Source organism: Pseudomonas sp. Irchel s3h9 (assembly GCF_900187475.1).
Lineage (GTDB): Bacteria > Pseudomonadota > Gammaproteobacteria > Pseudomonadales > Pseudomonadaceae > Aquipseudomonas > Aquipseudomonas neuropathica.
In genome coordinates, this window is sequence record NZ_FYDH01000009.1 from 267284 (window position 1) to 279165 (window position 11882).

Consider the following 11882-nt stretch of genomic DNA (forward strand, 5'->3'; position numbering starts at 1 on the left):
CCCTCTCCCGGAGGGAGAGGGGGCCGACCGTGGGATGCTCACAAGTTACGCCGACCTGAAAATACTGCTGTGAATCCATAATCGACTCGGTGGGGCTGGTCGATGTATGGCGCCAGACACCTCGGTCGGTCCCCTCTCCCTCCGGGAGAGGGCTAGGGTGAGGGCGCTCTTGATCATTACGCTCAGCGTAATGATTCACCACCGCGCTTGATTGATGCCCCCACCCCACACGCCTACCTTAGCTCCACGACAGCGAACCCGTGGAGTGAGCATGACAACAACAATTTCCCCCGACTCGCGCTGGACGCGGCGGCGCGATGAGAAGCAGCGCCGGCTCGACAAGGTGCGCGGGCTGGCCGACGGTGTGGTGTTGCCCACCGACAAGATCGTCGCCGCGCTCGAAGCGCTGATCCATCCCGGTGACCGTGTGGTGCTGGAGGGCAACAACCAGAAGCAGGCGGATTTTCTTTCGCGCTCGCTGGCCAAGGCCGACCCGGAAAAGCTCCACGACCTGCACATGATCATGCCCAGCGTCGGTCGCTCCGAGCACCTCGACCTGTTCGAACGCGGCATCGCCCGCAAGCTAGATTTCTCCTTCGCCGGCACCCAGAGCCTGCGCATCAGCCAGTTGCTTGAAGACGGCTTGCTGGAAGTCGGCGCGATCCACACTTACATCGAACTCTACGCGCGGCTGGTGGTGGACCTGATCCCCAATGTCGTGCTCTCCGCCGGGTTCATGGCCGACCGCGCCGGCAATATCTATACCGGCCCGAGCACCGAAGACACGCCGGCACTGATCGAACCGGCGGCGTTCAGCGACGGCATCGTCATCGTCCAGGTCAACCAGTTGGTCGACGACGTCAGCGAACTGCCCCGCGTGGACATCCCGGCGTCGTGGGTCGATTTCGTCGTGGTGGCGGACAAGCCGTTCTACATCGAACCGCTGTTCACCCGCGACCCACGCCATATCAAACCGGTGCACGTGTTGATGGCGATGATGGCGATTCGCGGGATCTACGAAAAACACAACGTGCAGTCGCTCAACCACGGCATCGGTTTCAACACCGCCGCCATCGAATTGATCCTGCCGACTTACGGCGAGTCTCTTGGCTTGAAGGGCAAAATCTGCCGCAACTGGACGCTCAACCCGCACCCGACGTTGATCCCGGCGATCGAGAGCGGCTGGGTCGAAAGCGTGCATTGCTTCGGCACCGAACTCGGCATGGAAAACTACATCGCCGCGCGTCCGGACGTGTTCTTCACCGGCCGCGACGGCTCGTTGCGTTCCAACCGGATGTTCTGCCAACTCGCCGGGCAGTACGCGGTGGATCTGTTTATCGGCGCGACGTTGCAGGTCGATGGCGATGGCCATTCCTCGACCGTCACCCGTGGCCGTCTCGCCGGTTTCGGTGGCGCGCCGAATATGGGCCACGACCCGCGCGGTCGGCGTCACGGCACCCCGGCGTGGCTGGACATGCGCCACGACGATTCGCAGCAACCGATGCTCGAACGCGGCAAAAAACTCGTGGTGCAAATGGTCGAGACCTTCCAGGAAGGCGGCAAACCGACCTTCGTCGAAACCCTCGACGCGGTCGAAGTGGCGAAGAAAAGTGGCATGCCGCTGGCGCCGATCATGATCTACGGCGACGACGTCACCCACTTGCTCACCGAAGAAGGCATCGCCTACCTGTACAAGGCGCGCTCGCTGGAAGAGCGCCAGGCAATGATCGCCGCGGTCGCCGGCGTTACCGCCATCGGCCTGCGCCACAACCCGAAAGACACCGAACGCATGCGCCGCGAAGGCCTGATCGCTTTGCCCGAAGACCTCGGCATCCGCCGCACCGACGCCACCCGCGAACTGCTCGCAGCAAAAAGCGTGGCCGATCTGGTCGAGTGGTCCGGCGGCCTGTACAACCCGCCCGCCAAATTCAGGAGCTGGTAATGCACGCACTTAACCTGCAAGCGCAACCGCTGTCCCTGGCTGATCGATTGGCTGATCTGGCGGTGGACGCGCTGATCGACGAAGCGGATCTGTCGCCGAAACCGGCGCTGGTCGACCGTCGCGGCAATGGCGCGCACACCGATCTGCACCTGGGCCTGATGCACGCTTCGGCGCTGTCGTTGTGGCCGGCGTTCAAGGAAATGGCGGAAGCGGCGGTTGCAATCGGCGAAGTCGATTCAACGTTACGCGAAGCGATTGGCCGCATCGGCCGTGAAGGCGAGCAAGCCATGCTCGCCACCACCAACGGTGTGAACACACATCGCGGTGCAATTTGGGCGCTGGGATTATTGGTGACGGCCGCTGCACTGGAACCGCAATCCTCCAGCGCCAATGCCGTCACCCTGCGCGCTGCACGTCTTGCCTTATTGGATGACCGCTACGCGCCGAAGCCGTTGAGCCACGGCGCCCAGGTCGCCCTGCGTTATGGCGCACGCGGCGCGCGTGAAGAAGCGCAACTCGGCTTCCCCTCGGTGCTGCAACGCGGCCTGCCACAACTCAAACGCAGCCGCGCTAACGGCCACGGCGAACAGAACGCCCGGCTCGATGCCTTGCTCGCGATCATGACGAATCTGGCCGACACCTGCGTGCTCTACCGCGCTGGTGAAGAGGGCCTGCACGCCATGCAGTCCGGCGCGCAAGCGGTGCTCGATGCCGGTGGCAGCGCCAGCCTCAGCGGTCGCCGTCGCTTGCACGAACTCGATCAACAACTCATCGCATTGAATGCCTCGCCCGGTGGCGCCGCCGACTTGCTCGCCGCCACGCTGCTGCTCGACCGTATCGAGCGCGACGGCATCCTTCAGGGAGCGTTTTGATGGAAACCCTATCGTTTGAATTCCCCGCCGGGCAGCCGCCACGCGGTCGTGCGCTGGTCGGTTGTGTCGGCTCGGGTGATCTGGAAGTGCTGATCGAACCGGGTCTGGCCGGCAAGCTGACGATCAATGTGCAGACCTCGGTGAACGGCGCGCAACTGCGCTGGCAGCACCTGTTTGCGCGGATTTTCGACGGCACCACGCCGCCGGCGATGGCTATTGATATCCACGACTTCGGCGCGACGCCGGGGGTGGTGCGTTTGCGTCTGGAGCAAGGTTTCGAGGAGATCGGCCATGACTGACAGCGCCGCGTTGCTCAACAAATACAGCTTCGTCGAACTCGGCGCGCGGCAACGGGCGAAGGCCTTGCTCGATGCCGGCAGTTTTCGTGAGTTGCTCGATTCGTTTCAACGGGTGATGTCGCCGTGGCTTGAACGTCAGGGCGTGGTGCCGCAGGCCGATGACGGCGTGGTGATTGCCAAGGGTAGTCTCGACGGTTTGCCAGTGGTCATTGCCGCAATTGAAGGCGCGTTTCAGGGCGGCAGTCTTGGCGAAGTCGGCGGGGCGAAGATTGCCGGCGCGCTGGAACTGGCGGCTGAAGACAACCGCAAGGGCATCCCGACGCGCGCGGTGTTGCTGCTGGAAACCGGTGGTGTGCGTTTGCAGGAAGCCAATCTTGGGTTGGCGGCGATTGCTGATATTCATGCGGCGATTGTCGATTTGCAGCAGTACCAACCGGTGGTTGGGGTGGTGGCGGGCAGCGTTGGTTGTTTCGGCGGTATGTCGATTGCGGCGGCGCTGTGCAGCTATTTGCTGGTGACTCAGGAAGCACGCCTCGGTTTGAACGGCCCGCAAGTGATCGAGCAAGAAGCCGGGATCGAAGAATACGACTCCCGCGACCGGCCGTTCATTTGGAGCCTGACCGGTGGCGAGCAGCGTTTCGCCAGTGGTCTGGTGGATCGGTATGTCGCCGATGATGTGGCGAGGATTCGTCAGCAGGTCGGCGAATTGCTGCAGCAAGGTTTGCCGGCGCAACCGCGTAGCCAGCGCGCCGAATGGTTTCTGCAACGCCTCGGCAGTCTGAACACTGACCCGCAAATCGAACCGTCGGTGGTTCGCGATCTGTATCAAGGAGAGCGCTCATGAGCGGTTATTCGCTGCGCGGTTTGAACTGGTTCAACGCCTTGAGCGCGGGCGCTGTGGTGGTTGAAGGTCTGCCGGCCTCGTTGAAGGTTGCTGACGGTGATCTGGGGCGTTTTATCGCTGTGGTCGCTGACCCGGACAATCGTTTTCCACGTGCTCGCAATGGCGAAGTCGGCTTGCTTGAAGGCTGGGGGCTGGCCAAGGCTGTGGATGACGCGATCACGGCTGACCGCGACAAAGCGCAGAAACGCCCGATCATCGCCATCGTCGATGTGCCGAGCCAGGCTTATGGTCGGCGCGAAGAAGCGCTTGGCATTCATCAGGCGCTGGCCGGTGCGGCGGACAGTTATGCCCGCGCACGTTTGGCCGGGCATCCGGTGATTGCATTGCTGGTGGGCAAGGCGATGTCCGGGGCGTTTCTGGCGCATGGTTATCAGGCCAACCGTTTGATTGCGTTGCGCGATCCCGGCGTGATGGTGCATGCGATGGGCAAGGCGTCGGCGGCGCGAGTGACGTTGCGCAGTGTTGAAGAGCTGGAAGCGCTGGCCGCCAGTGTGCCGCCGATGGCTTATGACATCGACAGCTACGCGAGCCTCGGATTGCTCTGGGAAACCCTGTCGGTGCAACAGATTGAGCAGCCGACGGCGGAGGATCTATCGAGAGTTAACGAGTGCCTTAAACAAGCCATCGGAGATATCGCCAGCACTGACTTGAGCAATCGCCTCGGCGCTAAAAATCGTGCTGCTTCCAGCCGTGTGCGCGAACTGTTGAGGGCGCAGTGGTGAGCACGCCTCTGGCCCACGATCTGCTCTGGGGCATGACCCCGGCGCAGTTGCCGGCAGATGCGCCGCTGTGGGCAGTCGAGTCATTGGCCGCCGGGCAACCGGTGGCAGTGCGGCGGGCGTTGAGTGCTGAAGGTTTTGTCGCGGTGGGCGTTCGCGGTGTGTTGCGCGAGCAGCGGCTGGCGGCGTTTATGGCGCTCGATTCGATTGCCTGTCGGGTCAGCCCCGAAGCGCTGTGTCACGTCGACTGCGAGCGCGATCTGCCGGTCATGCAGGCGCTCAAACAGCTGCGGCCGATGCTCGACGATTGCGGTTGGGTCTGGGGTGTCAGCGGCAGTGTCGGGTTTGAATTGGCCAGTGGTTTTACCGCGATGCACGCGGCCAGCGATCTCGATTTGATTCTGCGTACACCGCAACTGATCACGCGTAATCAGGCACGCAAATTGGTTGCGGTTTTTGATCAGGCCGTGTGCCGGGTCGACCTGCAATTGCAGACGCCATTCGGTGCTGTGGCGTTGCGTGAATGGGCTAGCGGTTCGGCGCGGGTGCTGCTGAAAAATGCTCATCAGGCTTGCCTGGTGATCGATCCGTGGAACCCGCAGGAGCAGGCAGCGTGAGCAGTCTGCTGGTGTTCCCCGGCCAGGGCGCGCAGCAGGCGGGCATGCTGCAGCGCTTGCCTCGGGAAACGTTGACCGAGGCCAGCGATGTGCTCGGTGAGGATGTCTCGTTGCTCGATTCTGCTGAAGCATTGCGCACGACGAGGGCGGTTCAGCTGTGCCTGCTGATCGGCGGCGTCGCTGCATCGCGGCAGTTATTGCAGAACGGGTTCATGGCGGATTACGTGGCTGGCTTGTCCATCGGTGCTTATCCGGCAGCGGTGGTTGCCGGCGCCTTGAGCTTCAGCGACGCGTTGCATCTGGTCAGCCTGCGTGGCGGGTTGATGCAACAGGCTTATCCACAAGGCTACGGCATGACCGCGATCATCGGCCTGCAATTATCCACAGTCGAAACGTTGCTGGCGCAGGTGCACAGCGAAGAATCGCCGGTGTACCTGGCCAACATCAATGCGGATAACCAAGTAGTGATTGCCGGCAGCGACAAAGCCATGCAAACCGTGGCCGAACTGGCGCGCAGTCGTGGTGCCGGCCTGGCGAAACGTCTGGCAGTGAGTGTGCCGTCGCACTGTCCGCTGCTGGAAAAACCGGCGCAAACCCTCGCAGAAGCTTTCGCCAAGGTCGAACTGAAAAACCCGAAAATCGCTTACCTGAGCGGCAGTCGCGCGCGCCCTGTGAGCAAAGTCGAAGCGCTGCGCGACGACCTTGCTTTCAACATGTGCCGCGTGGTGGATTGGCGCGGCACCGTACAAAGCGCCTACGAGCGTGGCGTACGTTTACAGATCGAACTGCCGCCCGGTGCGGTGCTGACCGGGCTGGCGCGCCGGGTGTTCGAGCAGGGCACGGTCACGGCCTTCGACAGTGCGCGTCTCGACACCTTGCAGGCGCTGTTGCGTGAGGAGGGTGGCCGCCAACTCTAAAACCGCCGACTCAAGCTTCGAACAACAAAAACAACATTCGACGATGCACTTTGAGGACTACAACAATGATTATTTACGGTGTGGCGCTGCTCGCGATCTGTACGCTGGCAGGGGTGATCATGGGTGACATGCTCGGCGTGTTGTTGGGCGTCAAATCCAATGTCGGCGGGGTCGGCATTGCCATGATTCTGCTGATCTGCGCGCGGTTGTGGATGCAGAAACGCGGCGGCATGACCAAGGATTGCGAGATGGGCGTCGGCTTTTGGGGCGCGATGTACATTCCGGTGGTGGTGGCGATGGCCGCGCAACAGAACGTCGTCACCGCGCTGCACGGCGGCACGGTCGCAGTGCTGGCGGCGATTGGTTCGGTGGTGGTCTGCGGTTTTACGATTGCCCTGATCAGCCGCACTCACAAGGGCGAGCCACTGCCTGACGAGCCGGTGGAAATCTCCCCGGTCGGCACGCCAGTAGGAGGCCGCTGATATGTGGGATCTCATCGAGAAAGGTCTGGAACACAACGGCTTGGTCACTGCCTTCGCTTTTGTCGGCGTGATCATGTGGGTGTCGGTGATTCTGTCCAAACGCCTGACGTTCGGACGCATTCACGGCTCGGCGATTGCCATCGTCATCGGTCTGGTATTGGCGTGGGTCGGCGGCACCATGACTGGCGGGCAGAAAGGCCTGGCGGATCTGACGTTGTTCTCCGGCATCGGCCTGATGGGCGGGGCGATGCTGCGTGACTTTGCGATTGTGGCCACGGCGTTTGAAGTGCAGGCGACCGAGGCGAAGAAGGCCGGGTTGATTGGTGTGATTGCGCTGCTGTTGGGCACGATCCTGCCGTTTATTGTTGGCGCGTGCATGGCCTGGGCGTTTGGTTATCGCGATGCGGTGAGCATGACCACTATTGGCGCGGGCGCGGTGACTTACATTGTCGGGCCAGTGACGGGCGCGGCGATTGGCGCGACGTCGGATGTGATGGCCTTGTCGATTGCCACCGGGTTGATCAAGGCGATTCTGGTGATGGTCGGCACGCCGGTCGCGGCGCGCTGGATGGGCTTGGATAACCCGCGTTCGGCGATGGTGTTTGGTGGTTTGGCCGGGACTGTCAGCGGTGTTACAGCTGGGTTGGCGGCGACGGATCGGCGGTTGGTGCCTTATGGGGCGTTGACGGCTACGTTCCACACCGGGCTTGGGTGCTTGCTGGGGCCATCGCTGTTGTTCTTCATTGTTCGCGGGATTGTGGGTTGAAGATCAAAAGCCCCTCACCCTAGCCCTCTCCCGGGGGGAGAGGGGACTGACCGCGTTGGATGTTGGAGGTATGCCGACCTGAAATTTCCGAGTCGAACTCAGGTCTTGAAATCTCCCCGATCTGCTCCCCTTCCCCCTCTACCCCTTGGGGGAGAGGGCTGGGGTGAGGGGGTAGCTCTTGATCTTGATCTAAACCCCAGCCTGCCGATTGGCATACATCCGACACTCCGCCAGCAACGCCAGCAAATTCGGATCCCTCTCCTTAGCCTTCAAGAACACCACGCCAATGTGCTGCTGCAACCGGTACTTCTCCTGCAACGGAATCAACTTCACCCGATTCTCATACACCGCCGCAATCCGCCCCGGCAGCAATGCATAACCCACCCCCGAACTGACCATGCTCAACAGCGTGAAAATGTCATTCACCTGCATCGCCACCTTCGGTTCAAACCCCGCCTGCCTGAATACCCGGTTACCGTCCTGATGCGTGGCAAAACCCTGAGTCAGGGTGATGAAAGTCTCATCGCGCACTTCAGCCAGATCCACTTCACTGCGTTGCGCGAACTTTGAATCCGCCGGTGTGGCGAGGAAGATGTCGTCGGAAAACAGCGCAATCTGCTCGCAATCCGGGTCGTTGATGCTGTCGTCCAGCGATACCAGAATCGCGTCGACTTCCATGTTTTTCAGCTTGTAGAGCAGGTCGATGTTCGAGCCGAGGATCAGGTCGATGTTGAGTTCGCTGCGGCGGATCTTCAGGCCCATGATCAGTTGCGGTACGGTTTTCACTGTCAGTGAATACAGCGAACCGAGTTTGAAGCGTTCGGCGGAGAACCCGGCGGCTTCGCGGGTCAGGCGTACGCTTTCGACGACGTCATTGATCAGCTTCTGCGCCCGTTCTTCGAGTACATAAGCGCTTTCCAGCGGCGTCAGGTTGCGCCCTTCGTGTTTGAACAGCGGGCAGCGCAGGGCGCTTTCCAGCGAGTGGATTGCGCGGTGCACGCTGACGTTGCTGGTCTGCAACTCGGCAGCGGCGCGGGCGAGGTTGCCGGTACGCATGAAGGCGAGGAACACCTCGAGTTTTTTCAGGGTCAATTCTTCGTCGATCAGCATGGCGCGGACTCTTTTTGGAATGCGTCGATTGTGCCTTGAACATCAAAAGATCGCAGCCTTCGGCAGCTCCTGCATTGGAATGCGATCACCTGTAGTAGCTGCCGAAGGCTGCGATCTTTTGATCTTGGCGTTGAACAGAAACATTGCGCTTTTACGCTCAAGGCCCGAGCCTTGCGCGCTGCGGTAACGAATATTGAGGTGAGCGATACATGTATCACGGAGAAAAACTCAACGCCTGGACGCATTTGGTCGGGGCAGTGGCAGCGTTTATCGGCGGCGTCTGGATGCTGGTGATCGCCAGCCTCGACGGCAGCCCGTGGAAGATTGTCAGTGTGGCGATCTACGCGTTTACCTTACTGGTGCTCTACAGCGCCTCGACCGTGTACCACAGCGTGCGCGGGCGCAAGAAAGCGATCATGAAGAAGGTTGATCACTTTTCGATCTACCTGTTGATCGCCGGCAGTTACACGCCGTTCTGCCTGGTGACCCTGCGCGGACCGTGGGGCTGGACGTTGTTCGGGATTGTCTGGGGGTTAGCGCTGATTGGCATCCTGCAGGAGATCAAACCGCGTTCGGAAGCGCGGATTCTGTCGATCGTGATTTATGCGGTGATGGGCTGGATTGTGTTGGTGGCGGTCAAACCGCTGATTGCGGCGCTGGGTACGACAGGTTTTGCCTGGCTGGCGTCGGGCGGGGTTTTGTACACGGTGGGGATTATCTTTTTTGCCCTGGATCACCGGCTGCGGCATGCGCATGGGATCTGGCATTTGTTTGTGATTGCGGGGAGTTTGCTGCACTTTGTCGCGATCTTGTTTTACGTCCTATAGACCGAGGCGCGGCTAATCGCTGGCAAGCCAGCTCCCACAGGGTTTAGCGTTGTTCACGGATGTTGTGGCCAACAAAGATCCTGTGGGAGCTGGCTTGCCAGCGATGGGGCCTTAGAAATCACCCCAAAGCTGTTGGGCCACCGCCAGTGCAACCACCGGCGCAGTTTCAGTGCGCAGCACGCGCGGGCCGAGGCGGGCGGCGTGGAAACCGTTGCCTTTGGCTTGCTCGACTTCGGCATCCGTCAAACCGCCCTCAGGCCCGATCAAGAACGCCAGCGTCGCCGGTTTGGCATGACTCACCAACGGCTCCGCCACCGGGTGCAGCACCAGTTTCAACTCGGCTTCGGTTTGCTTGATCCAGTCCGCCAACAAAACCGGCGGATGAATCACCGGTACCCGCGAACGCCCACATTGCTCGCAAGCGCTGATCGCCACCTGACGCCAGTGCAGCAGGCGTTTGTCGGCGCGTTCGTCCTTGAGGCGGACTTCGCAGCGGTCGCTGAAGATTGGGGTGATTTCATTCACGCCCAGTTCGGTGGCTTTCTGAATGGCCCAGTCCATTCGCTCGCCACGGGACAGGCCCTGGCCGAGGTGGATGTGCAGCGGCGATTCGACCTGCCCCGCGAATTGCTCGTCGATCTGCACGGTCACGCGTTTCTTGCCGACTTCCAGCAGGGCGCCGCGAAACTCATGGCCGGAACCGTCGAACAGCTGCACCGCATCGCCCTCGGCCATGCGCAGTACGCGGCTGATGTAATGCGCCTGGGCCTCGGGCAATTCGTGTTCGCCGGTGCTCAGGGGGGCGTCGATAAAGAAGCGGGACAGTCTCATTTCGGGTCTCTCAGATTAGATCGTTCCCACACTCTGCGTGGGAATGCCTCAATGGACGCTCTGCGTCCGCTTTGGGACGCGGAGCGTCCCGGGCTGCATGCCCACGCGGAGCGTGGGAACGAGCGGTCACGGTTAGCCTGGGTCACGGAAGCCGGGATGGAAGTCTTTCGGCACGGCGACGCTGACGCTGTCACGCGTAGCGATGTCGATGCCTTCGCTGGCCACTTCGGCGAGGAAGTCGATCTGCTCCGGGGTGATCACGTACGGCGGCAGGAAATACACCACGCTACCGAGCGGGCGCAGCAACGCGCCACGTTCCAGCGCATGCTGGAACACTTTCAAACCGCGACGTTCCTGCCAAGGGTAGGCCTCTTTCGTGGCTTTATCCTTGACCATCTCGATGGCCAGGACCATGCCGGTCTGCCGCACTTCGGAGACGTTCGGGTGATCGACCAGATGCGCCGTCGCCGAGGCCATGTGCTGGGCCAGGGCCTTGTTGTTCTCGATGACGTTGTCCTGCTCGAAGATATCCAGCGTCGCCAGTGCCGCCGCGCACGCCAGCGGGTTGCCGGTGTAGCTGTGCGAATGGAGGAAGGCGCGCAGGGTTGGATAGTCGTCGTAGAACGCGCTGTAGACCTCATCGGTGGTCAGGCACGCCGCCAACGGCAGATAGCCGCCGGTCAGCGCCTTCGACAAGCAGAGGAAGTCCGGACGAATACCGGCCTGCTCGCAGGCAAACATCGTCCCGGTGCGACCGAAGCCGACGGCGATTTCATCGAGGATCAGGTGCACGCCATAACGGTCGCAGGCCTCGCGCAGCAACGTCAGATACACCGGGTGATACATGCGCATGCCGCCGGCACCCTGAATCAACGGCTCGACGATCACTGCCGCGACGCTGTCATGGTTCTCGGCCAAGGTCTGTTCCATGGCCGCGAACATGTTGCGCGAATGTTCCTCCCAACTCATGCCTTCGGGGCGCCCGTAGCAATCCGGGCTCGGCACCTTGATGGTGTCCATCAGCAGCGCTTTGTAGGTCTCGGTGAACAGCGGCACGTCGCCGACCGCCATCGCCGCCATGGTTTCACCGTGGTAGCTGTTGGTCAGGGTGACGAAGCGCTTTTTGTTTGGCTGGCCGCGGTTGAGCCAGTAGTGAAAGCTCATTTTCAGCGCGACTTCGATGCAGGACGAACCGTTATCGGCGTAGAACACCCGGTTCAGGCCTTCCGGGGTCATCTTCACCAGACGCTCGGACAGTTCGATCACCGGTTGATGGCTGAAGCCAGCCAGAATCACGTGCTCCAGCTGATCGACCTGATCCTTGATGCGTTGGTTGATGCGCGGGTTGGCGTGGCCAAACACGTTGACCCACCACGAGCTGACGGCGTCGAGGTAGCGCTTGCCTTCGAAGTCTTCGAGCCAGACGCCTTCGCCGCGCTTGATCGGGATCAGCGGCAGCTGTTCGTGGTCTTTCATCTGGGTGCAGGGATGCCACAACACCGCGAGGTCGCGTTGCATCCACTGGTTATTCAGGCCCATTTACAGTCTCCTCGAGGCGGCTCGCGTCAGGCGCGGGCAAACAATCGCGCAAGCCTA

13 protein-coding genes are annotated in these 11882 nt (G+C 61.4%); 10 read left to right on the plus strand and 3 right to left on the minus strand.

Annotated elements, in window-relative coordinates:
- The first annotated feature begins 271 nt into the window (after positions 1-271).
- The 9 genes from mdcA (at position 272) to madM (ending at position 7518) form a co-directional block, all read left to right on the plus strand.
- Complete coding sequence (gene mdcA, locus CKW26_RS17240) at positions 272-1942, plus strand: malonate decarboxylase subunit alpha (RefSeq protein ID WP_007913685.1); 1671 nt, start codon at positions 272-274, stop codon at positions 1940-1942.
- Entirely contained in the window at positions 1942-2814 is an 873-nt protein-coding gene (locus CKW26_RS17245) for a triphosphoribosyl-dephospho-CoA synthase (protein WP_095049475.1), read from the plus strand. The genes mdcA and CKW26_RS17245 overlap by 1 nt, the downstream gene beginning before the upstream one ends.
- A complete protein-coding gene (locus CKW26_RS17250) occupies positions 2814-3113 on the plus strand; it encodes a malonate decarboxylase subunit delta (RefSeq protein ID WP_095049476.1) in 300 nt (99 codons plus the stop codon). The genes CKW26_RS17245 and CKW26_RS17250 overlap by 1 nt, the downstream gene beginning before the upstream one ends.
- Positions 3106-3957, plus strand: coding sequence for a biotin-independent malonate decarboxylase subunit beta (locus CKW26_RS17255; RefSeq protein ID WP_095049477.1), 852 nt, complete (start codon positions 3106-3108; stop codon positions 3955-3957). Before CKW26_RS17250 ends, CKW26_RS17255 begins: the two co-directional genes overlap by 8 nt.
- Entirely contained in the window at positions 3954-4739 is a 786-nt protein-coding gene (mdcE, locus tag CKW26_RS17260; protein WP_095049478.1) for a biotin-independent malonate decarboxylase subunit gamma, read from the plus strand. The genes CKW26_RS17255 and mdcE overlap by 4 nt, the downstream gene beginning before the upstream one ends.
- The gene (locus CKW26_RS17265; protein ID WP_095049479.1) at positions 4733-5353 is read left to right on the plus strand and encodes a malonate decarboxylase holo-ACP synthase; all 621 of its coding nucleotides are present in this window, start codon (positions 4733-4735) and stop codon (positions 5351-5353) included. The genes mdcE and CKW26_RS17265 overlap by 7 nt, the downstream gene beginning before the upstream one ends.
- The gene (gene mdcH, locus CKW26_RS17270) at positions 5350-6270 is read left to right on the plus strand and encodes a malonate decarboxylase subunit epsilon (RefSeq protein ID WP_095049480.1); all 921 of its coding nucleotides are present in this window, start codon (positions 5350-5352) and stop codon (positions 6268-6270) included. The genes CKW26_RS17265 and mdcH overlap by 4 nt, the downstream gene beginning before the upstream one ends.
- 65 nt (positions 6271-6335) lie before the next feature.
- A complete protein-coding gene (gene madL, locus CKW26_RS17275; protein WP_095049481.1) occupies positions 6336-6752 on the plus strand; it encodes a malonate transporter subunit MadL in 417 nt (138 codons plus the stop codon).
- Position 6753: 1 nt separating this feature from the next.
- Positions 6754-7518 (plus strand): malonate transporter subunit MadM, encoded by a 765-nt coding sequence (gene madM / locus CKW26_RS17280; protein WP_095049482.1) that lies wholly within the window; start codon positions 6754-6756, stop codon positions 7516-7518.
- A 189-nt stretch (positions 7519-7707) separates the two neighbouring features.
- On the opposite strand, the gene CKW26_RS17285 is transcribed toward madM, so the two are convergent.
- Positions 7708-8628, minus strand: coding sequence for a LysR substrate-binding domain-containing protein (locus CKW26_RS17285; protein ID WP_095049483.1), 921 nt, complete (start codon positions 8626-8628; stop codon positions 7708-7710).
- A 209-nt stretch (positions 8629-8837) separates the two neighbouring features.
- On the opposite strand from CKW26_RS17285, the gene CKW26_RS17290 reads away from it, so the two are divergent.
- Positions 8838-9455 carry a hemolysin III family protein gene (locus CKW26_RS17290; protein WP_047596560.1) on the plus strand — a complete coding sequence of 206 codons (618 nt, stop codon included), beginning with the start codon at positions 8838-8840 and terminating at the stop codon, positions 9453-9455.
- A gap of 111 nt (positions 9456-9566) precedes the next feature.
- Here the strand turns inward: CKW26_RS17290 and CKW26_RS17295 are convergent, their stop codons facing one another.
- Together CKW26_RS17295 and CKW26_RS17300 are read right to left on the minus strand one after the other, a co-directional pair.
- Complete coding sequence (locus CKW26_RS17295) at positions 9567-10286, minus strand: 16S rRNA (uracil(1498)-N(3))-methyltransferase (protein WP_007913710.1); 720 nt, start codon at positions 10284-10286, stop codon at positions 9567-9569.
- Between the two features lie 132 nt (positions 10287-10418).
- A complete protein-coding gene (locus CKW26_RS17300; RefSeq protein WP_095049484.1) occupies positions 10419-11825 on the minus strand; it encodes an adenosylmethionine--8-amino-7-oxononanoate transaminase in 1407 nt (468 codons plus the stop codon).
- Positions 11826-11882 lie beyond the last annotated feature (57 nt).

Bases quoted from the DNA above. Each gene is read 5' to 3' on its own strand.
- mdcA (WP_007913685.1), top strand. From the start codon at position 272: ATGACAACAACAATTTCCCCCGACTCGCGCTGGACGCGGCGGCGCGAT.
- CKW26_RS17245 (WP_095049475.1), top strand. From the start codon at position 1,942: ATGCACGCACTTAACCTGCAAGCGCAACCGCTGTCCCTGGCTGATCGA.
- CKW26_RS17250 (WP_095049476.1), top strand. From the start codon at position 2,814: ATGGAAACCCTATCGTTTGAATTCCCCGCCGGGCAGCCGCCACGCGGT.
- CKW26_RS17255 (WP_095049477.1), top strand. From the start codon at position 3,106: ATGACTGACAGCGCCGCGTTGCTCAACAAATACAGCTTCGTCGAACTC.
- mdcE (WP_095049478.1), top strand. From the start codon at position 3,954: ATGAGCGGTTATTCGCTGCGCGGTTTGAACTGGTTCAACGCCTTGAGC.
- madL (WP_095049481.1), top strand. From the start codon at position 6,336: ATGATTATTTACGGTGTGGCGCTGCTCGCGATCTGTACGCTGGCAGGG.
- madM (WP_095049482.1), top strand. From the start codon at position 6,754: ATGTGGGATCTCATCGAGAAAGGTCTGGAACACAACGGCTTGGTCACT.
- CKW26_RS17285 (WP_095049483.1), bottom strand. From the start codon at position 8,628: ATGCTGATCGACGAAGAATTGACCCTGAAAAAACTCGAGGTGTTCCTC.
- CKW26_RS17290 (WP_047596560.1), top strand. From the start codon at position 8,838: ATGTATCACGGAGAAAAACTCAACGCCTGGACGCATTTGGTCGGGGCA.
- CKW26_RS17295 (WP_007913710.1), bottom strand. From the start codon at position 10,286: ATGAGACTGTCCCGCTTCTTTATCGACGCCCCCCTGAGCACCGGCGAA.
- CKW26_RS17300 (WP_095049484.1), bottom strand. From the start codon at position 11,825: ATGGGCCTGAATAACCAGTGGATGCAACGCGACCTCGCGGTGTTGTGG.